This window comes from Pseudomonas sp. NBRC 111139 (genome assembly GCF_001753955.1).
GTDB lineage: Bacteria > Pseudomonadota > Gammaproteobacteria > Pseudomonadales > Pseudomonadaceae > Aquipseudomonas > Aquipseudomonas alloputida.
The window spans coordinates 41,874-65,115 of the sequence record NZ_BCBP01000016.1 but is presented as its reverse complement, the minus strand read 5'-3'; the positions used below and the strand labels follow the sequence as shown (position 1 = coordinate 65,115).

Genomic DNA, 23,242 nt, shown 5'->3' with positions numbered 1-23,242 from the left:
GCGCGACCTCAATGTCGCGTACGGTTGAGGGGGAAGGCGGGGCAAAGGTTTAATCTTTTTTGCCGCCGGTTCCGACCGTGCGACGCTGAACTATAGTGAAGACGGCGAACGCGGTACGGCCAGGGATTCCAATGTGCGCAGCCAGGAAACAGGACGACGATGGGCTTTACGCCATAAGTGGCGAGGGCCGCGCGGTGGCGCTGTTCCGCCTGGTACTGGCGTTCATGCTGGTGGTGATGCTGGCATTTGTACTGGTGGAAGGTTGGCGCATCTGGCGCGACTACCGCTTTGCCTATAACAATGCCGAGAACATGGTCAGCAACCTGGCCCGAGCCACGGCGCAGCACGCCGAGGACGCTATCCGCCAGGTCGACGCCATTACCGCAGCCTTGGCCGAGCGGCTGGAAGGCGATGGTTTCGATCACATCGACCGGCCCCGCCTGCACGCCTTGCTGGCCCAGCAAAAAAGCATCATGCCGCAGTTGCACGGGCTTTTCGTTTACGGCCCGGACGGCAGCTGGATCGTCACTGATCAGGCGGCAATCCCGCCCAACGCCAATAACGCCGACCGGGACTACTTCGCCTATCACCGCAGCCATACCGACCCTGGTGTACGTATCGGTTCGGTGGTGCGCAGCCGTTCCACCGGCGACCTGATCATTCCTATTTCCAGGCGCCTGGAGTATGCCGACGGCAGCTTCGCCGGCGTATTGCTCGGCACCATCAAAGTGGAGTGGTTCGTGCGTTACTACGGCGACTTCAAGATCGACGAACGCGGCGCGCTGGTGCTGGCCAAGCGCGACGGCACCCTCCTGGTACGGCGCCCGTTCGTGGAACAGGTGATAGGCCGAAGTCTTGCCAACAGTGAGATCTTCCGCAACCACTTGCCGTATGCCACAGAAGGGGTAGCCGAGGCGGTAGCGGTCGTCGATGGTACCCCTCGGCTGTATGGCTACCGCGCGTTGTCCAGCTACCCGTTGGTTGTGGAGGCGGGGCTGTCGCGTGAATCCATTGTCGCGCCCTGGCGGTACGATGCGATCAAGTCGGTGGCGGTATTGCTGCTGTTGTTGGTAGGGCTGGCAGCGTTTGGCGGGGTGGTGCTGCGCCAACTGCGCGAGCGGATCGCCATCGAGCGGGCCCTGCTCCAGGCTCACCAGACGCTGAAAGCGTTGGCCTTGACCGACAGCCTTACCGGGCTGGGTAACCGTCGGCGGCTGGATGGGGTGTTCGAACCTGAGCTGCGCCGTGCACGGCGCCAAGGCTACCCCCTGGCGCTGGTGATGCTAGACCTGGATTACTTCAAGGCCTACAACGACCGCTACGGCCACCCGGCTGGCGACCAATGCTTGCGACGCTTTGCCGAAGTGCTGCAGCAGGCCTTGAAACGGCCAGCCGATCTGGCGGTGCGCTATGGTGGGGAGGAGTTTACGCTGTTGCTGCCCGATACCGATGGCCGCGGGGCGGAAATGCTGGTGCAGGAGTTACAGCAGCTGGTGCGCCGACAGGCACTGGAACATGCCGCTAGCCCATTGGGGAGGGTGTCGTTCAGTGCCGGGATCGCGGTGGTCGACCTGGCGCGGGAGGGCGTCACTGCCGAGGTGCTGGTCGCGGCGGCGGACGGGGCGTTGTACCAGGCCAAACAGCAGGGGCGGGATGGGTATTGCGTGGCGGGAAATGTGGCGGCGGGGTAGGGTTGCTGACCTGGATGGAGATTGCGCAGGCGCCATGCGTCGCGATGAAACGCTAAAGCCCCAGACGCATTGCACAACGCCCGCTGAGACCGTGAGCATGTTCGCTGGCGAGGATGCTCTGGAGTCGTTCGCAAAGCCGGCTTTCCTGAAGCATCTCAAACCCTAAACGGGCATAAAACGGCGCATTCCACGGCACATCCACAAAGGTGGTCAGCGTCAGCTCGCGCACACCGGCGCAGCGCCCTGCATCGACCACTTGCTGCAGCAACCGGCGCCCAACACCTTGCCCTTGGGCCTCCTGGCGAACCGATATTTCATGAAGGTGCAATGCCTGATCCGCCAGCCGCGCGCAGGCAAAACCCACAATGCGCCCAGCCGGGTCCTGCGCCACCCAACTACCACCCGCCTCGACGAAAGCCCTGTGCGCCGCGCAATCCATGACTTCGCCTTGCGCCAGCCAGGCCAGTGCCGGCCAACTGACAAAAGCCTGGGCTGCCGAGCGCTCGACGTCCGGCAGCGACGTGATGTCCCGGTCAAGGGTAGGGCGGATAAGCATGAGTCACTCCTGTCGTTCTAATCCGTCGCCAGCACCTGCGGCTGTAATTGCCAGCGCACCGAGCTTACACCTTTCTCCAGGCTGACCCTGCTGACCAGGCGCTCCAATTGCGCCGGCGCCTGCGTGGTGCCCAATAGCTCGGCGCGCACTTCCAGGCGCGCAGGGTTGTCCAGGTCCTGGCTCTGCAACGACTGCAGGCGCAGTTGTGGGTCGCCCAGGCTATGCAACATCAGGCTACGCACCTGGATCTCATCCTCGCCGCGGCAGACGATGCGGACTTCGAAATGCTGTTCCACCTCGCTGGCCGGCACTACATCCTGACGGTCGAGGCGCTGGGCGATATCACGCAACAAGATGTTGGCGCAGAGCACCACCAGGCTACCCAGCGCCGCCTCCATCATCAGCCCGAGGCTGCACAGCACGCCGACCGCAGCCGTGCACCACAAGGTGGCCGCGGTGTTCAGGCCACGTACATTGAAACCATCGCGCATGATGACACCACCGCCGAGAAAGCCGATGCCCGACACCACATAGGCTGCGACGCGCGACGCATCGGCAGGCGCCATGCCTGGCACCGCCTGGGTCATCAATACGAACAGGCAGGCACCGGTACTGACCAGCGCATTGGTGCGCAGCCCAGTCAGGCGTTGGCGCAATTGCCGCTCGGCACCGATCAGCGCCCCCAGCACCAGGGCAATGCTGACGCGCAGCAGAAATACTTTCCAATCCATAGCAAACCTCTTCCGCAGGCACACGCCCGCATGAACGCCATCAGTTGGCGCGGTTGAAATAACCAGAAAATTGCGCAGGACCACGAGGAGGGAAGGAGAAGCGGGGGTTACAGGAAACCACCGTCTTGCCAGAGCGGCCAGACAGTGCAGAACACTGCCGGGCTAGCGCGCCACGCGGGCCTGTCGCAAGCGACTGGGGCTACTGTCCAAGGCAGGTCTCCTGTTGAGGAAGGCAAAATTGCGTCGCGGACCATACGCCGCAGGGCAGAGCAGGTCAAGGGCAAACACATGACAATGGCTTCATCCGTGAACGGCCTGCAGCCGGTCACGCCCACATGGAAAAAAACCTGGGCAGCCGGTAACCTTGCGCCTCCCTTTGCCATCACCCGGACCGTTCCATGCTGTTCAATCTCGCCGTATTGTTCGGCACCCTGGTGGCCATGGAGGGCGTTGGTACGCTGGCTCACAAGTACATCATGCATGGCTGGGGCTGGTGGCTGCACCGATCGCACCATGAGCCACACCTGGGCATGCTCGAAACCAACGACCTGTACCTGGTGGCCCTGGGGCTGATCGCCACGGCGCTGGTGGCGCTGGGCAAAAGTGGTTATGCGCCTTTGCAGTGGGTAGGCGGTGGTGTGGCAGGGTATGGCGCACTGTATGTACTGGCCCACGACGGTTTCTTTCACCGGCATTGGCCGCGCAAGCCGCGGCCGGTCAACCGCTACCTGAAACGCCTGCACCGCGCACACCGCCTGCACCATGCGGTGAAGGGGCGCACGGGGAGCGTGTCGTTCGGGTTCTTCTATGCGCCGCCGCTGAAGGTGTTGAAGCAGCAACTGCGCAGCAGGCGCAGCCCATCATGACGCACGCCTGGCAGGCCGTACCTGCAGGGATTGAGTGACCTCAGTTCACGGTTTCACCTTTGGGCTCTGCCGTCACATGCCCGCGGCTCACCCACCAGCCAAACCCGGCCGCAGTAAAGAACATGATCAAGCTGTACAACGCAGCCGGCACCGCCATGGTCGCGTTGTTCAGCAGCGAAGGGCTCAACGCCAGGGCAATCGCCAAGGTCCCGTTATGGATGCCAATTTCCATACCAATGGCAATCGCCTGGCGCTTGGGAATGTTCAACAGCCGCGGCACCCAATAGCCCACCGTCAGGCTCAGCAGGTTGAACAGGAGCGCCGCCAGGCCCACCACCGGTGCGTACTCGACCACTGTCTGCCAGTCCTTGGCCAGTGCCAGGACGATGGTGAAGGCCAGGAACAGCGCAGCCACCAGCTTCATCGGTTTTTCCATGCGCGCAGCGAACGCCGGGGCAAAATGGCGAATCAGCATGCCCAGCGCCACCGGCAGCAAGACGATGGCGAACACCTGCATGACCTTGGCGAACTGCAGTGGAATAGCCTGGTCCGAGGCCATGAACCAACTCAGCGACAGGTTCACCAGCAACGGCATGGTCAGGATCGCGATCAGTGAGTTGACCGCCGTCAGGGTGATGTTCAACGCCACGTCGCCGTGGGCCAGATGGCTGAACAGGTTGGCCGTGGTACCGCCCGGCGAAGCAGCCAGCAGCATCAACCCCACTGCCAGGGCAGATTCCAGGCCAAAGCCGTTGGCGATCAGGAAGCACACCAGCGGCAACAGCAGGATCTGGCACACCAGGCCCACCACCACGGGCTTTGGGTACTTCACCACGCGAGCGAAGTCGGCCAGGGTCAGCGACAATCCAAGGCCAAGCATGATGATGCCCAGTGCAAGCGGCAGAAACGCAGTGAGCAGGGGCGAGGCGGTCATGAGGGAGATCTCGGGCGAAGGATCTGAAGCAGTGTAGGTCGGCCTTGATTGATAGCTAATTGCAAAGGGCCAGCTCTTGGTAACCGTTTGTTACTACGCGCAGCGGCTGGCGAGGCTGCATGCCGCATTGCAGCAGGCATGCAGGCGAAGTAGCATTCCGTTTTTACCTTAGGATTAGCCTGATATGCCGTTCCAGCAAGGTCTGCTTGCCACCCCGGTGCCGGCCCACGCCCGTCACCTGTTCTTCACCCTGCAGTCGCCCGAGGCGTTGCCTGCCGCGCTGGATGCCTTGCTGCCGCAGGTCGATGGCAAACAGTTGCTGCTGGGCGTAGGCGCCCCCCTGGCCAAGGCCCTGGGCCGGGAAATACCAGGCCTGCGCCCGTTCCCGCTGCTGGATGCTGCGGTGGAGAACCCCAGCACCCAACACGCCCTGTGGCTGTGGCTGCGTGGCGACGAACGTGGCGACCTGCTGCTGCGCGCCCAGGCCCTGGAGCAGGCGCTGGCTCCCGCGCTGGGCCTGGCCGACAGCGTTGATGGCTTCCTGCACCGGGGCGGCCATGACCTTACCGGTTATGAAGACGGCACCGAAAACCCGGTAGACGAAGAGGCGGTGCAAGCGGCCATTGCCGCAGATGGCGCCAGCTTTGCCGCGTTCCAGCTGTGGAAGCACGACCTGCAATACTTCAAGTCGCTGCCCCAGGCAGACCAGGACAACATCATCGGCCGTCGCCTGAGCGATAACGAAGAACTCGACGACGCCCCCGAGTCCGCGCACGTCAAGCGCACCGCCCAGGAAAGCTTTGAACCCGAGGCGTTCATGGTCCGTCGCTCGGTAGCCTGGGCCGACCAACGCGGCGCCGGCCTGGCCTTTGTCGCGCTGGGCAAGAGTTTCGAGGCATTCGAAGTGCAGCTGCGGCGCATGAGTGGCCTGGAAGACGGCATCATCGACGGGCTGTACCGCTTTAGCCGCCCGCTGACGGGGGGCTACTACTGGTGCCCGCCAATGAGCGAGACGGGTGTCGATCTGAGCTCCTTGCTGCGGGCCTGATCTCTAAACATCCAGATACAGAAACACCCGCAGGCAAGGGACAGAGCGGCTAGGCTTGAAAGTTTCCGATTCATGACGGGGGATTTTCCATGTACGCACGTCGTGAAGTCCTACGCGCAGGTGCAACATTGGGGTTGCTGGCCGCCGCCAGCCCTTGGCTGCACGCTGCCGTGCCGGCGGGTTTGCTGGCCCGTAAAGTCCCGTCCACCGGTGAAGCATTGCCGGTGATCGGTGCCGGTACTTCGGGCAGTTTCGAGGTAGAAAGCGGTTCGCCCCAGTACCTTCAGCTCAAAACGGTGCTGAAGGCATTTTTCGAAGGCGGCGGCCGGGTGATCGACACCTCGCCCAACTACGGGGGCGCCGACAGCATTCTCGGCCAGTTGCTGGAAGAGGGCGGCTGGCACCGCCAGTGCTTCCTGGCCACCAAGATCGCCGCCAATAGCCGGGCTGAAGCCCAAGCGCAGTGGGCCGGCAGCCTCAGGAGCCTGCGCACCGACAAGGTCGACTTGCTGCAGATTCACAACCTGCGCGACTGGCAGACCCAGCTGCCTTATGCCCGCGAGCTGAAGCAGCAGGGCGGCACGCGTTATGTCGGCATCACCCATTACCTGAACAGTGGCCACGACGACGTCGCGCGTATCGTGCGAAGCGAGCCGCTGGACTTCATCCAGATCAACTACTCGGTCAACGCCCCTGACGCTGCCCGTGAACTGCTACCGCTGTGCCAGGACAAGGGCGTTGCGGTGTTGATCAATCGGGCCTTCGACGATGGTCGGCTGTTCGCTCGGGTCAAGGGCCAGGCCTTGCCGGGCTGGGCCGCCGAAGCAGGCATCGGCAGCTGGGCACAGCTGTTTCTCAAGTTCGCCATCAGCCACCCGGCAGTGACCACGGTCATCCCCGCTACCAGTCGGCCTGACCGCCAGCTCGATCAGCTCAAGGCCGGGCATGAGCCAATGCTCACCCCGGCGCAGCAACAGGCGCTGATCACGCAGTTTGCCTGAGATGATGCAAGCCTGGCGGCGGCGCCTGGACCAAGGGCTGAACATTCAGCCTGGTGAGGGGCCGGCGGTCATCGCCGGCTTGCTGCTGTTCTACCTCCTGTTCACCGGTTACTTCATGCTGCGCCCGGTGCGCGAAACCATGGGCGTTGCCGGTGGCGTGGAAAACCTGCAGTGGCTGTTCACCGGCACCTTCATTGCCACGTTGGCGTGCCTGCCGCTGTTTGGCTGGCTGGCATCCAGGGTGCAGCGCAGGCATATCCTGCCTTGGACTTATGGTTTTTTCGCCAGCAACCTGTTGCTGTTCGCGGCACTGTTGGCCGGTAACCCTGACGATCTCTGGACCGCCCGGGCGTTCTATATCTGGCTGTCGGTGTTCAATTTGCTGACGATCTCGCTGGCCTGGAGCGTGCTTGCCGATCTGTTTTCTACCGCCCAAGGCAAGCGGCTGTTCGGCCTGCTGGCAGCCGGGGCCAGCCTGGGTGGGCTCAGTGGCCCCCTGCTTGGCACCCTGCTGGTGGCGCCGCTCGGCCATGCCGGGTTACTGGTGCTGGCGGCGGTATTTCTGCTGGGCAGTATCGGCGCGACACTGTTCCTGCAACGCTGGCGAGCCCGTCAACCCATTGCGATGCAAACCGAACATCAGGACGCGCGGCCACTGGGTGGCAACCCGTTTACCGGCGCCACCGCCGTCCTGCGCTCGCCCTATCTGCTAGGCATCGCTTTGTTCGTGGTATTGCTGGCCAGCGTCAGCACATTCCTGTACTTCGAGCAGGCGCGTATTGTCAGCGAAACCTTCACTGACCGCACCCGGCAGACACAGGTGTTCGGCCTGATCGACACGGTTGTGCAGGCCCTGGCCATCCTCACCCAGGTCTTTCTTACCGGGCGCCTGGCCCGTCGACTGGGTGTCGGTGTGTTGCTGGTTGCAGTGCCGCTGGTCATGGCTGTCGGCTTCTTGTGGCTGGCACTGGCCCCGGTGTTTGCCCTGTTCGTGGTGGTGATGGTGGTGCGCCGGGCAGGTGAATACGCACTGGTACGGCCAGGGCGGGAGATGCTGTTCACCGTGCTGCCCGCCGAGGACAAGTACAAAGCCAAGAACTTCATCGACACGGTGGTCTACCGTGGTGGCGATGCGCTGAGCGGCTGGGTCAAGCGTGGGTTGGACGTCATGGGCGAGCACCCACAATTGGCGATGCTGATCGGCGCGCTGCTTGCCGTGGGTTGGGCCGCGACGGGTGGCTGGCTGGGCCGGCGCCAGGCGCGCATGGATCGCCCGCCGCACCACTGACACGCGCACCAAATACGGCGATGCCGTTTATTTAACGCCACCGGTCCGAACCTCTCGTAATAAAGCGAATCTGCCGATATCGCCGAACTCCGAATCTGTGTACGGCATCTTGCCGTGCATTCCGAAGTCATATGAGGTTTGAACACCATGGCCACTAAAGACAACAGCCGCACCGGCAATCAACAAGGCAGCCAAGGCGGTAACAAGAACCCGGGCAATTTCGCCAATGACCGTGAAAAAGCTTCCGAAGCCGGTCGCAAGGGCGGCCAGTCCTCGGGCGGCAACATGCCCCACGACCGCGAGTCGGGCCACAAGGGCGGCCGTTCGTAACTGACCAAGGCGCAGTGCCGGGGCGACCTGGCACTGCAATTATCCAAGGGGGTACTCCATGCGACTGACTCCACTGATCATCCTGATGGCGGCGCTGAGCTTGGTCGGCGGCTGTTTCGACCGCGACAATGACCACCCTGGTAAAGATTCCGACCCCAGCAAGCCTTCGCTGCAGATGCAGCAACCGGATTCCAAGCCTGCACCGCAGCCTGCGCCCGACCCCGAGCCGATGCCGGGGCAGAAGCCGAGCCAGTAAGTAGACAAGGAGCACGGCATGACGGTGATGAACCGCAATGCTGCAAGCGCTGCGTAGCCCGCATTCGGTGCCGCATTGCAGGCTCAGGGCCGGATCCGCAGTGGGCCGCCGCCGGCAAATAGCCGTTGGTGAACGACGATCGAGGGCAGCACCCGCTTACCAAAGGTGACGGTGTAGGCAGGACTTGCATTTAGGCTGTGTTGACCGACAATGGCCGCGCCCTTTGCAGCCACTCGGAAACACCTGCTCCATGATGCTGATCAAGCAATTCCCCGACATTTCCCTGAATGACACGCTGTTCGTCTTTGCGCTTGAGGCCGAGGCTGGCGATGTCTTTACCGAGGTGAACACCGTGTTCACCGGCATTGGCAAGGTCAATGCCGCAATCGCCCTGACCAAGGCGATCGCAACGCGCAGGCCCAAACTTATCGTCAACCTGGGCTCGGCTGGCAGCCAGCGTCATGGCAAGGGCGAAGTCGTGTGCTGTAACCGCTTCGTACAACGCGACATGGATGTGACCGCGCTGGGCTTTGCCCGTTATGAAACACCCTTGTCCGACACCCCGGTGGTACTCGAACACGGGGCGGCAATACCCGGCCTGGCTTTGGAAACCTGTGGCAGCGGTGACAGCTTCGAGATCAACCATGGCGACGCGCCTTACGACGTGGTCGACATGGAAGCCTATGTGCTGGCATTGATCGCGCGTGACGAAGGTATTCCGTTCGTGTGCCTGAAATACATTTCCGATGATGCCGGCAGCGAAGCCGCGGGGGATTGGGCGGTGCAAGTGCACCTGGCGGCCGAAGCGTTCAAGCGGGTGCTGTTCAGCCAGGCGTGACGGTCGCCGCAGGGCAGGCCAGCTAAACCTTTGTCGCTCGGCGCAGTCACTTCTGGTATCAGCAGGCAACCCTGGGAGCACCCTCATGGCTCGGGCAATCTGGAAAGGCGCCATCAGTTTTGGCCTTGTGCACATCCCTGTGGCACTTAACACCGCCGTGCGCACCGAGCGTGTGGACTTCGACTGGCTGGACAAACGCAGCATGGAGCCGGTCGGCTACAAGCGGGTGAACAAGGTGACCGGCAAGGAAATCGACAAGGACAATATCGTCAAGGGCGTAGAGTTCGAGAAGGGCCGCTATGTGGTGATCAGTGAGGAGGAGATCCGCAAGGCCCGGCCGGAAGCGACCCAGACAATCGACATCTTTTCCTTTGTGGAAGCGGGCGATATTCCGCTGCAGCATTTCGATACGCCGTACTACCTGACCCCGGACCGCCGTGGCGGCAAGGTGTACGCCTTGCTGCGCGAGACGCTGGAAAAGACCGGCAAGGTGGCCCTGGCCACCGTGGTATTGCATACCCGGCAGCACTTGGCGCTGCTGCGGCCGCTGAACCAGGCGCTGGTGATGATCACCTTGCGCTGGCCCGAAGAGGTGCGCGGGCTGGAAACGCTGGAGCTGGATGCCAGCGTGACCGACAGCAAGGTGGAGAAGCGTGAGCTGGAGATGGCCAAGCGCCTGGTAGAGGACATGAGCGGGCCCTGGAAGCCCGGGGATTATCATGACGCCTTCCGCCAGACCATCATGGACCTGGTGGAAGAAAAGGCCAGCAAGGGCAAGATCGAGGCGGTGGAGAAGGGCGACGCAGGGGGGGCCGAGAAAGGTGCGGACATCCTCGACCTGACCGAACTGCTCAAGCGCAGCCTGGGTGGCAAGAAACCGGTGAAGAAGACGCGAAAGGCCTCATGAACATGGCCAAGGCCGTTAAGTTCAAGACTGCGCCTGCAACCCCGCCAGGTAATCACCAAACCCCTCGCGGGCGCGGCTGTCACGTCGACTGCTGGTGGCCACACTATGCCTGGCGGTCCAGACGATCTGGGCGCCGCTGGCCTGCAGGTCGCTGACCAGTTGCACATCTTCATGCGCCGCGAGGGGCTGAAAGCCACCCACACGCTCATAGGCATCGGCACATACCCCCAGGTTTGCGCCGTGCACATGCCGATGCCCTTCACACGCCTGGTAGCGGCTCTGGTACAGCTTGCGCAGCGCGGCTGTCTGCCAGGGTTGCCAGTACTCGACATGCACGGTGCCGCAAACCACCTCGGCGCTGCAGGCCAGCTGCGACAGCAGCCAGTGCGCCGGGACCCGGCTGTCCGCATCGGTGCACGCCAACCACGTGGCGCCCCGCTCGACCATGTGCGCCGCGCCCACGCGACGTGCCATGCCGACATTACCGGCATCCACCTCCAGTAGGTGTACGCCGAAACGCCGCGCCACGGCGGCGCTGCCGTCACTGCAGCGGTCCAGTACCACCAGCACGTCCACGTGCATTCCCGCATACTGCGCCTGCTGGGCAGCGATCAGCACTGCCCGCAGGCACCGCCCAAGGCGGCGGGCTTCATTATGTGCAGGGATGACAACGGCAATCATGGGCACGTCTCGTCGAGATCGACAACGCTTGGCTGGCATGACCAGTACTCCAGCAAAAAGTCCGCCTCCTCATGTCGGAACTGCTGATGCAACGGCAAATGCCGGGTCAACAGGCGGTGCACGTCGCGACCGTCCTGCGGGCAACCCGCGATAGGGTGCTTCCAGTGGCAGGCCAGTAACGCGCCGTCGTAGGTAAGGCTGGCCACCGATTGTTCGATCACCTGCAGCCAGTCGGTGGGATCAAGGTAGTAACCCACCTCGCTGAGCACGATCAGGTCAAAGCGGCCGCCCGGCCAGTCCCCCGGTAACCGGGCCCGTTCGACCGAGGCATTGTGCACGTGAGCCAGGCGTTCATGGGCCAGGCCTACGGCCGTCGGGTCAAGGTCCTGGCACAGCAGTTCGGCGCAACGCTCGGCCAGCAGCGCGCTGAGCTCGCCATTTGCGCAAGCTGGCTCGAACACGCGCTGATAGCACTGGCGTGGCAGGCTGGCCATCACCAGCTCGCGTTTGCGCCTCTCGTACCAGCGGGTGCGAAAGGCCCAAGGGTCTTCATGGGTGGCGTATAGCTCGGCAAAATACTGTGGATCGAGGCTCATGACAGCTCCACTCAAAGGAACACCAGTTCGAAAGGTTGCAGAAGGCAATCCAGCAGGTGCGGCGGTAGCACCGGCGGCTGCTCGCCGTCCGGCTGCAGCTGGCTGACGTGGGCGGCCAAGGCCTTGCGCTTGCGTGCCAGACGGCTTTCATCGAGCTGCACGCGGTGCGCACGGGGCCATGGCAGGCGCGGGTCGTCAGGCTCAGCCCAGTGCCAGGCCCAGACCGGTACCTCAGCCAATTGCACCCCACGGGCTGCAGCCGCCTGCGCAGCGGCGCGGCCGACGACCTCGTGATCGCAATGGCCATCACTGCGCCAGGTGGCCATCAGCAGGTCATTGGGGCGAAGTAACTGCGTGAGGTGACTGGCCAGAAACGCTTCTTCGCGCGGCAGCTGGCCGTCCTTCAGATGGAGCCTGCGCCAGTCCAGGCGCTCAAGGTCAAGGTCGAGCTGTTGCAGGGCCTGTCGGCTTTCCTGGGGGCGCTGGCGGCGCAAGCGATGTTCGGTCCAGTGGCTGGAGCCGGGGTGGCTGCCTTCGCCGTCGGTGGCGGAGATCAGCACCAGCTCGTCCTCGCGCCCTTTGAAGCCTGCCAGCAGGCCGCCAGCCATGAGAATTTCGTCATCCGGGTGCGGCGCAATCAATACCAGCCGGCGCCCCGGCGGGCACAGTTGGCGTGAATCGAGCCAGGTTGCACGCGCCAGGTGCGCGCTATGCTGCCAGGCTGTCCAGGGCGTGCCACCGGCGGACTGGATCAGGTTCTGGTTCATAGCTGCCATACCCCCGCTGGCAAGTGGGCCAACTGCTGGCCCAGCATCGCCAGATCGCGCTCGGCATGGCTCTGGCGAAGGAACACCGGCAGGTCGGCGCTCAGCCGGGCAAAATGACTGCTGCGACAGAACGGCGTGGCCCCCAAGGCACGACCGACGTGGCTGATAACCTGCTCTACGGCCTGTTCTACCTGGGCGCGGGTGCGGCGAACTTCGAAACTGGCATCCACGCCGGGCTGTTGATCGATCCAGGCAGCACATTCACGCAGTGATGCACGGGCGCCATGCAACGCAGCGTCCACAGCCCCCAGATGCGCATCGGCATGCGGGTCTGGGCGGGGTTTGCGGCAATGTTCACGCAGGTAATCCGCCAGCGCCTCGGCCGCGCCGTACCAGCAGGCAGCGATACCTGCACCGCCTTGCCAGAAGCCAGGGCGCGAGAGGTATTGGCCCGGCGCGCCGATGAGCGTGCCTGGGGTATCGTTGAACGCCACCTCGACACTGGCGGTAGTGGCCATGCCAACGGCCTGCCAGTGCTCGATGTTCAGGCCCTGGCTCGGCTGTGACAGCTCGATTGCCACCAATTGCGGCTGCTCGGCCTCATCCCAGGCAGTAATCAGCGCTCGATCGATCTGCAAGGCACCGGAACACCAGGCCTTGGTGCCACTCAGGTGCACCTGGTCGCCTTCACGCGCAGTGATGTGGACCCGCGCATCGGGCGGCTCTGCCGCCCATACGCCCCAGATGCCGTCGTTGGCGTGGTGCGCTGCGCCGCATTCCGCCAGGATCGCCAAGGCATCGGTATGGCCCTCGTAGAGCTTGGCCAGTGCCAGGTCACAGCCGGCCACCCGTGCCAAGGTCTGCCAGCGACGCAAGGTGTTGCCTTGCCCCGGCAACGGTAGCAGGTCGAGGTGATCAGCTTGCAGCGCCTGGATCAGTTGCGGCAATTGGGTATCGAGGTTGAGCGGTAGCTGGCGTTCGCCAAAGGCGCGTAAAAGGCGGTCAAGGGTGGTCAGGTTGAAGTCCTGAACGATGCTCATGGGCGTGGCTCCCGGGTCGTGTCCAATCGCAGGGGCATCATCATTCGAGCCCTAGCTGCTTGCGCATGCGCGCGGTGATCGACTGGCGTACCTTGCCCATGTCGGCCCAAGGGTCGTCGACCTCCGCCAGACGCTCGTGCAGGTTTGTGATGTTCCATTGGTTGGCGGCCTTGATGTGCGCCAGTTCCTCACGCCAGACAGGTACCGATACTGGCAGCCCGTCACGGGCTCGCAGTGAATAGGCGCACGCCGTGGTAGCGCCCTTGCCATTGCGCAAGTAGTCGATGAAGATGCGTCCCACGCGGTTTTTCGGCCCCGACACCGCGCTCAGGCGCTCCGGAAACAGCTTGGCCAGGTAACTGACGATGGCGTGGCTGAAGTCCTTGACCTCGTCCCAGCCGGCTCGCCGGGTCAAGGGCACAACCACGTGAATACCCTTGCCACCACTGGTTTTCAGGAACACCTTCAGGTCCAGTTCGTCCAGCAGGGTGAGGGCCAGTTGGGTCGCCTCCACCATCGCCTTCCAGGGCAGCGCAGGGTCAGGGTCCAGGTCGAGCACGAAACGGTCCGGTTTGTCGAAATTCTTGTCCGTGGCGTTCCAGGTGTGCAGTTCCAGCATGTTCATCTGCACCGCGCCCAGCAGCGTGTCCGGGCGATTGATGACCATCGCCGCCTGGCCTGCCTCGGCCTTTTCGTAGCTGAGTACGTTGGGTATATGCAGCTGGCCCGCGTTTTTCTGGAAGAACAGCTCTCCGCCCAAGCCGTCCGGGGCGCGCACCAATGCCACCGGGCGGTGCTTGAGCTGGGGCAGGATCCACTGGCTGATGCCGGCGTAATACTCGGCGACCTCGCGCTTGGTCACACCCGTGGTGGGATCGATGACCCGGTCGGGGTGGGTCAGCCGCAGTTCACCCAGGTTCTCAGACGCCTTGGCCTGCTTGTTGCGGTTGGATACAGTTTTTGCGGGCATGGCGCGCTCCAGGTCAATGGCGGTTGCCGCCTTGTCATCGCGCAGGCCGTGGAACACCGAATGGCGCACGATGCCGTCACGGGTCATCTGGGCAAAGGCGACTTCAGCCAACAACTGCGGCCGCAGCCAGTGCACACCACGCGCTTCGGCTCCGGCGGGCGGCGAGGGCAGGGCAGGGCTGGCGATTTCCAGGGGCTTGAGCCGGGCATGGATGCTGGCCAGTGTCGTGGTATTGAAGCCGGTACCGACCTTCCCGGCATAGCGCAGCTCCCTACTGTCGTTGTCGTGCAGGGCCAGCAGCAGGGCACCGAAGCCGCTGCGGCTGCCTTTGGGGTCGGTGTAGCCGACAATCACGAATTCCTGGCGTTGCTTGCACTTGAGCTTGATCCAGTCCGGGCTACGGCGGCCGCTGTAGACACTGTCAGCTCGCTTGCCGATCAGGCCTTCCAGCTTCAGCCGGCAGGCACTGTCGAGCAGTGAGTCGACAGGTTGGTCGAAATCGGCGGAATACTTGATGACGTCGGAATGGTTGTGCTCAAGCAGTTGGCGCAATGTCTCGCGGCGGTGCTGCAGCGGTAGCTGTCGCAGGTCCTGACCGCCCAGAAATGGCAGGTCGAACAGGTAATAGGTGATGTATTCGTCGTGCTCGGTATCGAAGGCATTCTGCAACGCCTGGAAGTCAGCCATGCCATTCTCATCAGCCACCACCATTTCGCCATCGAGCCAGGCCGTGTCGATACCGAGCGCGCGCAAGGCGGCAACCTGACGGGGCATCTTGCTGCTCCAGTCATGGCCGTTGCGGGTGAACAGGCGGATGTCCTGGCCCTCGATGCGGGCCAGGATACGGTAGCCATCGAACTTGACTTCGTAGCGCCAGTCACCGCTGGGGGGAGCGTCCACCAGCGTTGCCAGCTGTGGCTGTAGCTGTGCTGGCAAGGGTGCCGTTTGAACGTTGCCGGGGCGTTTACGGCTGCTGCGCGGTGTTGCGGCTTTGGGTGCAGCGGGTTTGCGTGGCACCAGCGTGCGCTCGCTGAGCACGCTGTCGGGCAGGGCCTCGACAATGCTGTACTCGGACTCGCTGCGCGCCTGGGCGTCGTGCGACTTGACCAGCATCCATTGCTCTTTTTTGCCGGCCAGGTGGGTGCGGAACAGGTTCCACACGCCGCCTAGCTTCTCGCCTTGCAGGCGGAAACGCAGCTTGCCTTTGGCGTAGGCTTCATGCGCATCGCCTTCAGGCTCCCAGACACCGCGGTCCCAGACGATCACATCGCCTGCACCATAGTGGCCTTCAGGGATACGCCCCTCGAAATCGGCGTAGTCCAACGGATGGTCCTCCACATGCACTGCCAGGCGGCGCACTTTGGGGTCCAGCGATGGGCCTTTGGGGATCGCCCAGCTTTTCAGGGTGCCGTCGAGCTCGAGGCGGAAGTCGTAGTGCAGGTGACTGGCATCGTGCTTCTGGATGCAGAACTGCAGCGCATGGGCCCGCTTGCCACGTTTGCGTTTGCCGCTGGGCTCGGGCGTGGCGTTGAAGTCGCGCTTGCGCGCATATTCCTGCAGGGGCTTGGCCATGGCGGGCTCCGGGCAGATCACAGTCTCTAAGGTGGGAGGTGCCGGCCGAGGCGGTAGTTCAAAAAACTCTGAATCTTCCGTGAGCGGGTGCAGTCGACCGAATGAAGCCACCTGATGGAGAACGCACATGACCCGACCCGATGCACCTAAGCCATACACCCCCACCGAAATCGATGACACTGAGGACCGCATGGGCAGCGTGCATGAACTGGATTTCGATGAACGCCTGGACGAACGCGAAGGGCGTGTGGGCGACGAACGACCCGCCGCCGAGGTCGCCCGTGAGTTCCCACCCCAGCGCGTGGCACACAGTGGCATGACCGGCGGCGAGGCGCTGAGTGACAGCCTGCATGAGGACAATGTCACCTACGACGATTTGAGCCCGGACACCCTGCTGGACGAAACCGGTGCTCGCGACCCCCACGAACCGGGCGGCAGTGACGGCCCGGCAGACCAGCGCCTGCGCCAGGTGGATGCCGATGAGATCGGTGGCGGCATTGGCCTGGACGAGGCCGAACTGGCCAGATCCGCGCCGCTGGATGGTGTGCCCTGGACCGATGATGTGATTGACGACGAGGAGAGCAAGCCATGAACGACCAACGCTGCGCGTGTACGCACTGCTCATGCACGGTGGATGCCAATGCCTTGCAGCGCGACGGCAAGGCCTATTGCTGCGAGGCCTGCGCCAGCGGCCACCGCAAGGGTGAGCCATGCCGGATGCAGGACTGCCATTGTGGTGAGAAGCCGGGCGAGAGCGCGGTGGACAATGCGCTGGATGAAACCTTTCCAGCGAGTGATCCGATTTCACCCTGAAGCCAGTAGGCGGGCAGCCCTTTCACCCGATCGCCCAGTCCTTTGGGCCTCGGGTGTTGCGCGGGGTTGGTTTCTTGGCGCGCCCCCCCGTAGGAGCGGGTTCACCCACGAACACCGGCAAAGCCGGTGCCACGCAACGTGCTGCCTGCTTCGCGGGTAAACCCGCTCCTACATTTACGGCGCATGGCTCGCGCGGGGTTGGTTTCTTGGCGCGCCCCCCCGTAGGAGCGGGTTCACCCGCGAACACCGGCAAAGCCGGTGCCACGCAGCCAGCTCCAGCGCACACGGCCCCTTCAGGTCTGAGCAGGCTTGTCGCGCCGGCGCATGGCTTTGGCGCGCTTTTCCAGGATCAGGTAGGTCACCACCGCCAACAGCAGCGGAATCAGGTAGTACAGCGTGCGGTAGCCGAGCAGGGCCGCCACCAGCGTGCCCTGGCCCATCTGCCCGTGCAGCAGGGCCAGGAACACTGCTTCCAGCACGCCCAGCCCCGCAGGGATATGCGCCACCACGCCGGCCACGCAACTGATCAGCAGGATGCCGAGAATCGATGGGTAGAACGCTTCGCCCGGCAGCAACCAGAAGATCAGCAGCGCCATCAGTGCCCAGTTGCTGGCACCCAGCGCCACCTGGCACAGCGCCAGACGCAGCGAGGGCAGCGTCACTTCGTGGTCGCGCCAGCACCAGGTGCGCTTCTTGGCGAAACCACAGGCCAGCAGGTAGCCGCCCGCAATCGCCAGCAACAGCAGGCCGATCAGGCGCAGGCCTGTAGTGCCCACCGCCCAGTTGCCGGGCATCTCGACCAGGCCCAGGGCAAATACGGTGCCGGCCAGCAGCATATAGCCCATCCAGTTGGTCAACAGCCCCAAGGTGAGGATTCGTGTAATGGTCGCGGTATCCAGGCCCAGTCGGCCATAGAGTCGGTAGCGCAAGGCAACCCCGCCTACCCAGGTCGTGAAGTTGAGGTTGAAGGCGTAGCACACGAACGCGACTGGCAGGACTTGCCGGACAGGTAGCGTATGGCCCGTGTAAGCCCGGGCCAGCAGGTCGTAACTGGCGAACGCGAGGTAGCTGCTCAACGCGATCGCCAAGCCGATGGCAAGGGTGCCAGGTTTGTAGGCCAGCAAAGACTGGCGCACTTCGTTCCAGTCCAGGTTGCGCGCCAGCAGGTACAGCAGCACAGGGATCAGGATCAGAAACGCGAGCGTGAACAGGCGTTTGCCCCAGGTCTGCCAGCTTTTGCGCGCCATCAGGAGTTGCCCTCGTGCAAGTTGCCCTGGGGTTCGGCTTCCGGCTGCACCGAGCGTAAACGCTGCCGGTGCGCAGGGAACCAACCCGCAATGCGGGGGAAGTGGCGGATCACGTGGAAGCACACGAAGATCAACGGTGCTCGCCACCAGTAGCCGCGAATCATGCGCTCCAAGGTCACCGGTTTGCATTGCTCGCTGGCCAGTGCGTGCAAATGCTGGTGCAGTTGCTGGTTGAAGGCCCGATCACGAATGAACAGGTTGGCCTCCAGGTTGAACGACAGGCTCAGGGGGTCGAGGTTGCTGGAGCCAACGGTGGCCCATTGGTCGTCCACCAGTGCCACCTTGCCGTGCAACGGCCGCTGGCAATACTCATGAATCTTCACGCCGTCGCGCAGCAGGTAGTTGTACAGCAGGCGCGACAATGCACGGACCCAGCGCATGTCGGGCTGGCCCTGCAAGATCAACCGAACCTCCACGCCACGCCGGGCCGCGTTGCGCAGCTCACGCATCAGCCGGTAGCCTGGAAAGAAATACGCATTGGCGACCACAATGCGTTGCCGGGCTTTACGAAACGCCTGAAGGTAGTGTGCCTCGATATCGGTGCTGCGCATGCCGTTGTCACGCTCGATCAACACCGCACTGCTGCTTCCGGCGGGCTCGGTAACTGGGCGTATTGCACTGGGTGGCTGCAGCACGGGAGACATCAGGCGCTTACTGGCTGCATGGACCTGCGCCACGACCGGCCCAGTGACCTCCACGGCATAGTCCTGCTTGGCCATGGCACCAAAGTCGCCTAAATGGTCGGCGCTGTAGTTGATACCGCCGATGAAGGCCCGCTCACCATCGACCACCACGATCTTGCGGTGCAAACGGCGAAACAGGTTGGTGCGCATGCCCAACAACAGGGGCTGTGGATCGAACGCGTGAAAGCTTACACCCGCGTCGGTCATCGCTGAAATGAACTCAGCCGGCAGCTCGGCTGTGCCGTAGCCATCCGCGGCCACTTCCACGCGTACTCCGCGCCGGGCAGCCTCGATCAACACCTGCTGCAATTGCTTGCCCACTTTGTCGTCGAAGATGATGAAGGTTTCCAGCAATATTTCTTCCCGCGCCTGGGCCATGGCCTCGAACACGCGGGGGTAGTACTGCTCGCCATTGATCAGCAACTGCACACTGTTGCCATCTACCCAGGGTCGGTTCACAGGTTGATCTCCGCAGCCAGTGGTACGTGGTCGGACAAATGCGACCACGGGTATTTGGACAGCACCTGGGCAGCCCCCGGCATCGCGTTTCGCAAGTAGATGCGGTCCAGGCGCAACAACGGCAGGCGCGCGGGAAAACTGCGCGCCGGGGTGCCGAAGGCTTCTGTCAGGTGTTCGCTGAGCACCGCGTCTGCCTTCAGCCGCCAGTCGTTGAAGTCGCCGGCGATGATGACCGGCGCGTTGGGCGGCAGGCTGGCCAGCAGGTCCAGCATCAGCTTCACCTGGCGCTGCCGGTGTGCTTCGCGCAGGCCCAGGTGTACGCATACCGCATGCACCTCGTCATGGCCCGGCACCTCCAGCTGGCAATGCAGCAGGCCACGCTGTTCATTGCCCTGCACCGACACATCCAGGTTGTTGAAGCGGCTGATGGGGAATTTCGACAACAGCGCGTTGCCGTGGTCGCCATGGGGATACACCGCATTGCGGCCATAGGCGAACTGCGGCCACATGCTGTCGGCCAGAAACTCGTACTGCGGCGTTTCGGGCCAGGCAGGGTGGCGCAGGGCATGCTGCTGATGACTGCCGTGCACCTCTTGCAAAAACACCAGGTCGGCGCCGGTGGCCCGTACGGCCTCGCGCAACTCGGGCAAGATGAAGCGCCGGTTGAAGAAGGTGAAGCCTTTGTGCACGTTCAGCGTCAACACATTGAGCCGGCGTACAGCGGTCACCTTGTCGATGATGCAGCGTGGGGCGGGCAGGGGCTTGTTCACAAGGCCACCTCCGGCACCACGCCTGGCTCGGTCATCAGCTCATGGTCCAAGGACAGCTTTTCCAGCAAGCGCCTGGCGTCGTATGGCGCGTGAACCTTCTGGTCATTGTCGAAGTAGCAGTACACATCCCGTGCCGCACACCGAGGCGGCGGCCCCGGCACGATCAGGCGGGCATCGTCCGCCTGCTTACCTTCACTCCATTGTTGGATACGCTGCTTCCAGCGCCGCAGCGCGCGTGCGGTATATCCGCTGCTGTAAAGCTCCACATCCCCGTGCAGGCGCATGTAGACGAAGTCGGCGGTCACATCTTCGACACAGGGCCATTTGCCGGCGCTGTCGGCCACTACCAGCGCCACGCGATGCTTGCGTAACAGCTTGATGAAGGCTTCGCAGAGGAAACTCTCGTGGCGGATTTCCACGGCGTGACGCAAGCGAGCATTGCCCTTAATAGCAAGGCTGCCATTACCCTTCAGGCGCTCGGCGCAGCCTTGGGCGCGTTCAAGGGCCGCTTTGCGGGTGTGTGGCAGCAGCGCCAGAAATCGGGCAAAACGGTCTTCATCGAACTTCATGTTGGGAGGGAACTGCCACAGGAACGGCCCGAGCTTTTCGCCCAACAGCAGCGGCCCGGAGGCGAAAAAATTGGCCACTGGCTCTTCGATGTCCTTCAGCCGCCGCACATGGGTGATATAACGCGGCCCCTTGACCGCGAACACGAAGCCGTCCGGCGTTTCTTCACGCCAGCCCAGATAGCGCTCGGGCGTTTGCAGGCTGTAGAACGAGCCATTGATCTCGATGCTGTTCACCGCCCGTGAAGCGAATGCCAGTTCATCGTCCTGTCTCAGGCCTTTGGGGTAGAAGTCCTTGCGCCAGGGGCCATAGCGCCACCCGGAGATACCGATGCGAATATCGCTCACGCTGCCGTCCTCACTGCCGGTTCCTTGTTCGGTCGCTCTGAAAGTGCGACCGGCAAAGGCCGGCGAGGGTTCACAACGCTTGACCAACGGAAATGCTGACGCCGAGTTGAACTTTGCGGCAGCTGGCGTCTCCACCGCATACCCGTTTCATGGAAGGGTGCCAGGATGACATTGGAGCGTTTCTCCCGTTGCCAGATGGCCGGGCTGGGCGACGATGTGCAAAAGCACAAGCAATGACCTGCCACCCGCGGAGGCAAGCATGGCCAGACATATCATCCACTTCACCGGGCCGATCAATTCGTCTACCTGCGGCAACCTGATCACGACCTGCTCACGGGCATTGCAACAGGGTGCCGAGCTTCTGCAACTGAACATCGCCACCATGGGCGGCGAATGCAGCTATGGCTTTACCCTGTACAACTTTCTGCGGGGGTTACCCGTAGAGGTGCATACCCACAACCTGGGTACGGTGGAATCCATGGGCAATATCCTCTTCCTTGCCGGAGCGCGACGCACGGCTTGCAGTTTCAGCAAGTTTCTTTTCCACCCGTTTCATTGGACCTTGCATGGTTCGGTGGACCATTCGCGGATGTCCGAGTATGCGATGAGCCTGGATTACGACCTGCGCCTGTATGCGCAGATCGTGGCCGAGCGCACCAAAGGCGCGGCCGAGGTCCTGGATGTACCGCGCTATCTAATGGCCTATCCAAGGATACTGGCGCCGCGGGAGGCGCTGGAAAACGGAATGATCCATGCCATCGACGAGATGCCGATCGCGTCAGACGCCGTTCAGTGGAGTGTGCATGCCGAGCTTACCGAACGGACGCCGCCGTGCCCGCGTCACAAGCCAGCAAGGAGCGGATCAGGGCCTTGATCTCGCCCTTCACCACAGCCACCTGATCCAGGTGGGCAAAGCGGCAGTCGGCAATTTCGTGCCGGGCCTTGGGCTGCGGTGCGTCGGCAAACTCCGCTGCGAACACGTAATGCACACGCTCTGGCGTTTCATGGCGCATCAACAAAACCAGCGATTCAGCCTGTAGCCCAGTCTCTTCCAGCAACTCCCGCTCGGCGGCCTGCATTGGCGTCTCGCCGGGCTCGATCTTGCCGCCTGGAAGGGTCCAGGGCGCCTTGGGCTTTCTCACCCACAACCACTTATGGCGCTGCTTGCCATGCCGGCAAATGATGGTGGCGCGATGCTTGACTGGTTTCATTCCGGCTCCTGGGCGATTCCTTTATTGCATGAAGTTTCGGCCCTGGCTGGCAATAAACGTTGCGTTGAAGCTGACGAACGGTCACTTCCAGCACGCAAACAGCTTGCCTGCGTGTTTTTCGTGCCACCGGTCAGCTGATCGTAAAACCATTGAGCACAGCGACAAATCGGGGGCTCGGAAGCTAGGCATGGCACCGATTCATGCGATCAGCCAATCCATCGCAAGGAGAAACGACATGGCGCAGGACCAAGAGCGAACCCGCCAGCGCGGCGGCACCAAGGAAACCAACCCAGGTAACTTTGCCAATGACCGCGAGAGGGCATCGCGCGCTGGCCACAAGGGTGGCCAGGCATCTGGCGGCAACTTTGCCAACGACCGCCAACGGGCGTCGGAAGCCGGACGCAAGGGGGGACGCAACAGCCACGGCGCAGGCCGCAGCCAGTGAGTGGGGGCTTTCGCTGAACGGCAGCTCCCCACAGGTGCCCAGCAGCGATTTCGGGGTAGCCGCCCCGGAATCGCGCCATGACATTTTGTTAGACAAAATTTTGAATCTTCTGGCCACCGCCCGATCAATCAAAATGTCATCCATGGAGAAGAGGAGGCCCCCTGCGATGCCTAGCCCACAGTTGTACATAATCGATTACAAACTGCATGACCAGCCGCGCAGTTTCATCATTCGCCTGGAACGCCTGGACAACGCCGAGGCCTGGCATTGGGCAAGTTGTGATGCGGGCATCGGCATCATTCCCAAGTTCGGTCGCGAGAAGATCAGGAAGGTCAGTCGGCCGATGGCCGAGCGTTACGGCATTACCGCCGTGAGCTGGCGGATTTCGGGGAGCAAGCCCAACCAGTCGGTGGGCGATCCGGCGGCGATGGTCTAATAGCTCGCGTGCAACCGGTAAAGAAACTGCAGGAGCGGAGATGCCCGCTCCTATAAGGTACGTAGATACCGTGAACTGTCCTTAAGCGGCTTGAGCAGCTACCGGCCTCTTCGCGGGTGAACCCGCTCCTAC

At 62.9% G+C, this 23,242-nt stretch carries 25 protein-coding genes and 2 pseudogenes; 14 read left to right on the top strand and 13 right to left on the bottom strand.

Features of this window, described 5'->3' with window-relative positions; genetic code table 11:
- The first annotated feature begins 131 nt into the window (after window positions 1–131).
- A complete protein-coding gene (locus BJQ17_RS02160) occupies window positions 132–1,691 on the top strand; it encodes a sensor domain-containing diguanylate cyclase (protein WP_070095441.1) in 1,560 nt (519 codons plus the stop codon).
- Window positions 1,692–1,743: 52 nt separating this feature from the next.
- On the opposite strand, the gene BJQ17_RS02155 is transcribed toward BJQ17_RS02160, so the two are convergent.
- Together BJQ17_RS02155 and BJQ17_RS02150 are read right to left on the bottom strand one after the other, a co-directional pair.
- On the bottom strand, window positions 1,744–2,247 hold the full coding sequence (locus tag BJQ17_RS02155) for a GNAT family N-acetyltransferase (RefSeq protein ID WP_070095440.1): 504 nt from the start codon (window positions 2,245–2,247) through the stop codon (window positions 1,744–1,746).
- 17 nt (window positions 2,248–2,264) lie between these two features.
- A complete protein-coding gene (locus BJQ17_RS02150) occupies window positions 2,265–2,978 on the bottom strand; it encodes an MgtC/SapB family protein (protein ID WP_054888314.1) in 714 nt (237 codons plus the stop codon).
- Window positions 2,979–3,376: 398 nt separating this feature from the next.
- On the opposite strand from BJQ17_RS02150, the gene BJQ17_RS02145 reads away from it, so the two are divergent.
- Complete coding sequence (locus tag BJQ17_RS02145) at window positions 3,377–3,844, top strand: sterol desaturase family protein (protein ID WP_014862020.1); 468 nt, start codon at window positions 3,377–3,379, stop codon at window positions 3,842–3,844.
- A gap of 40 nt (window positions 3,845–3,884) precedes the next feature.
- Here the strand turns inward: BJQ17_RS02145 and BJQ17_RS02140 are convergent, their stop codons facing one another.
- The gene (locus tag BJQ17_RS02140; RefSeq protein WP_014862019.1) at window positions 3,885–4,778 is read right to left on the bottom strand and encodes a bile acid:sodium symporter family protein; all 894 of its coding nucleotides are present in this window, start codon (window positions 4,776–4,778) and stop codon (window positions 3,885–3,887) included.
- A 184-nt stretch (window positions 4,779–4,962) separates the two neighbouring features.
- Here BJQ17_RS02140 and BJQ17_RS02135 point away from each other — a divergent pair, with 184 nt between their 5' ends.
- From BJQ17_RS02135 to BJQ17_RS02105, 7 genes and pseudogenes are all read left to right on the top strand, one after another.
- The gene (locus BJQ17_RS02135) at window positions 4,963–5,826 is read left to right on the top strand and encodes a Dyp-type peroxidase (protein WP_060537320.1); all 864 of its coding nucleotides are present in this window, start codon (window positions 4,963–4,965) and stop codon (window positions 5,824–5,826) included.
- A gap of 89 nt (window positions 5,827–5,915) precedes the next feature.
- Window positions 5,916–6,827, top strand: coding sequence for an aldo/keto reductase (locus tag BJQ17_RS02130; protein WP_033726648.1), 912 nt, complete (start codon window positions 5,916–5,918; stop codon window positions 6,825–6,827).
- A gap of 4 nt (window positions 6,828–6,831) precedes the next feature.
- Window positions 6,832–8,115: an NTP/NDP exchange transporter gene (locus BJQ17_RS02125; RefSeq protein ID WP_070095487.1), complete on the top strand. Its 1,284-nt coding sequence runs from the start codon at window positions 6,832–6,834 to the stop codon at window positions 8,113–8,115.
- A gap of 204 nt (window positions 8,116–8,319) precedes the next feature.
- Window positions 8,320–8,445: pseudogene (locus BJQ17_RS02120) on the top strand (general stress protein); the annotation flags it as partial.
- Between the two features lie 58 nt (window positions 8,446–8,503).
- The gene (locus BJQ17_RS02115) at window positions 8,504–8,701 is read left to right on the top strand and encodes a hypothetical protein (protein ID WP_014756700.1); all 198 of its coding nucleotides are present in this window, start codon (window positions 8,504–8,506) and stop codon (window positions 8,699–8,701) included.
- 250 nt (window positions 8,702–8,951) lie between these two features.
- Window positions 8,952–9,539, top strand: coding sequence for a nucleosidase (locus BJQ17_RS02110; protein ID WP_070095439.1), 588 nt, complete (start codon window positions 8,952–8,954; stop codon window positions 9,537–9,539).
- An 85-nt stretch (window positions 9,540–9,624) separates the two neighbouring features.
- Window positions 9,625–10,446, top strand: coding sequence for a Ku protein (locus BJQ17_RS02105; protein WP_054888308.1), 822 nt, complete (start codon window positions 9,625–9,627; stop codon window positions 10,444–10,446).
- Window positions 10,447–10,467: 21 nt separating this feature from the next.
- On the opposite strand, the gene BJQ17_RS02100 is transcribed toward BJQ17_RS02105, so the two are convergent.
- From BJQ17_RS02100 to ligD, 5 genes are read right to left on the bottom strand one after another with little or no spacing between them, the layout of a single operon-like run.
- Window positions 10,468–11,127, bottom strand: a complete 660-nt coding sequence (locus BJQ17_RS02100; protein WP_004374469.1) for a glycosyltransferase family 2 protein — start codon at window positions 11,125–11,127, stop codon at window positions 10,468–10,470.
- The gene (locus BJQ17_RS02095) at window positions 11,124–11,723 is read right to left on the bottom strand and encodes a bifunctional 2-polyprenyl-6-hydroxyphenol methylase/3-demethylubiquinol 3-O-methyltransferase UbiG (RefSeq protein WP_070095438.1); all 600 of its coding nucleotides are present in this window, start codon (window positions 11,721–11,723) and stop codon (window positions 11,124–11,126) included. The genes BJQ17_RS02100 and BJQ17_RS02095 overlap by 4 nt, the downstream gene beginning before the upstream one ends.
- An 11-nt stretch (window positions 11,724–11,734) precedes the next feature.
- Window positions 11,735–12,490 (bottom strand): PIG-L deacetylase family protein, encoded by a 756-nt coding sequence (locus BJQ17_RS02090; protein ID WP_004374473.1) that lies wholly within the window; start codon window positions 12,488–12,490, stop codon window positions 11,735–11,737.
- Entirely contained in the window at window positions 12,487–13,530 is a 1,044-nt protein-coding gene (locus BJQ17_RS02085) for an acyl-CoA dehydrogenase family protein (protein ID WP_004374475.1), read from the bottom strand. The genes BJQ17_RS02090 and BJQ17_RS02085 overlap by 4 nt, the downstream gene beginning before the upstream one ends.
- A gap of 40 nt (window positions 13,531–13,570) precedes the next feature.
- Entirely contained in the window at window positions 13,571–16,072 is a 2,502-nt protein-coding gene (gene ligD / locus BJQ17_RS02080; RefSeq protein WP_070095437.1) for a DNA ligase D, read from the bottom strand.
- A 127-nt stretch (window positions 16,073–16,199) separates the two neighbouring features.
- Here ligD and BJQ17_RS02075 point away from each other — a divergent pair, with 127 nt between their 5' ends.
- Both BJQ17_RS02075 and BJQ17_RS02070 read left to right on the top strand, forming a co-directional pair.
- Window positions 16,200–16,664 carry a phosphotransferase system, HPr-related protein gene (locus BJQ17_RS02075; protein ID WP_070095436.1) on the top strand — a complete coding sequence of 155 codons (465 nt, stop codon included), beginning with the start codon at window positions 16,200–16,202 and terminating at the stop codon, window positions 16,662–16,664.
- Window positions 16,661–16,885 (top strand): metallothionein, encoded by a 225-nt coding sequence (locus BJQ17_RS02070; RefSeq protein WP_004576227.1) that lies wholly within the window; start codon window positions 16,661–16,663, stop codon window positions 16,883–16,885. The genes BJQ17_RS02075 and BJQ17_RS02070 overlap by 4 nt, the downstream gene beginning before the upstream one ends.
- A 293-nt stretch (window positions 16,886–17,178) precedes the next feature.
- Here BJQ17_RS02070 and BJQ17_RS02065 read toward each other — a convergent pair whose 3' ends face one another.
- The 4 genes from BJQ17_RS02065 to BJQ17_RS02050 are packed head-to-tail and all read right to left on the bottom strand — an operon-like array spanning window position 17,179 to window position 21,153.
- A complete protein-coding gene (locus BJQ17_RS02065) occupies window positions 17,179–18,132 on the bottom strand; it encodes a lysylphosphatidylglycerol synthase domain-containing protein (RefSeq protein WP_070095435.1) in 954 nt (317 codons plus the stop codon).
- Entirely contained in the window at window positions 18,132–19,334 is a 1,203-nt protein-coding gene (clsB, locus tag BJQ17_RS02060) for a cardiolipin synthase ClsB (protein WP_070095434.1), read from the bottom strand. The genes BJQ17_RS02065 and clsB overlap by 1 nt, the downstream gene beginning before the upstream one ends.
- A complete protein-coding gene (locus tag BJQ17_RS02055; RefSeq protein ID WP_004374485.1) occupies window positions 19,331–20,104 on the bottom strand; it encodes an endonuclease/exonuclease/phosphatase family protein in 774 nt (257 codons plus the stop codon). Before BJQ17_RS02055 ends, clsB begins: the two co-directional genes overlap by 4 nt.
- The gene (locus BJQ17_RS02050; RefSeq protein WP_004374486.1) at window positions 20,101–21,153 is read right to left on the bottom strand and encodes a DUF72 domain-containing protein; all 1,053 of its coding nucleotides are present in this window, start codon (window positions 21,151–21,153) and stop codon (window positions 20,101–20,103) included. Before BJQ17_RS02050 ends, BJQ17_RS02055 begins: the two co-directional genes overlap by 4 nt.
- A 124-nt stretch (window positions 21,154–21,277) precedes the next feature.
- On the opposite strand from BJQ17_RS02050, the pseudogene BJQ17_RS29580 reads away from it, so the two are divergent.
- Window positions 21,278–21,826 (top strand): annotated as a pseudogene (locus BJQ17_RS29580) (ATP-dependent Clp protease proteolytic subunit); the annotation flags it as partial.
- 4 nt (window positions 21,827–21,830) lie between these two features.
- Here the strand turns inward: BJQ17_RS29580 and BJQ17_RS02045 are convergent.
- A complete protein-coding gene (locus tag BJQ17_RS02045; protein WP_070095433.1) occupies window positions 21,831–22,229 on the bottom strand; it encodes an NUDIX hydrolase in 399 nt (132 codons plus the stop codon).
- A gap of 235 nt (window positions 22,230–22,464) precedes the next feature.
- Here BJQ17_RS02045 and BJQ17_RS02040 point away from each other — a divergent pair, with 235 nt between their 5' ends.
- Together BJQ17_RS02040 and BJQ17_RS02035 are read left to right on the top strand one after the other, a co-directional pair.
- A complete protein-coding gene (locus BJQ17_RS02040) occupies window positions 22,465–22,674 on the top strand; it encodes a general stress protein (RefSeq protein WP_012052306.1) in 210 nt (69 codons plus the stop codon).
- 166 nt (window positions 22,675–22,840) lie between these two features.
- The gene (locus tag BJQ17_RS02035) at window positions 22,841–23,110 is read left to right on the top strand and encodes a DUF6555 family protein (protein ID WP_004374494.1); all 270 of its coding nucleotides are present in this window, start codon (window positions 22,841–22,843) and stop codon (window positions 23,108–23,110) included.
- Window positions 23,111–23,242 lie beyond the last annotated feature (132 nt).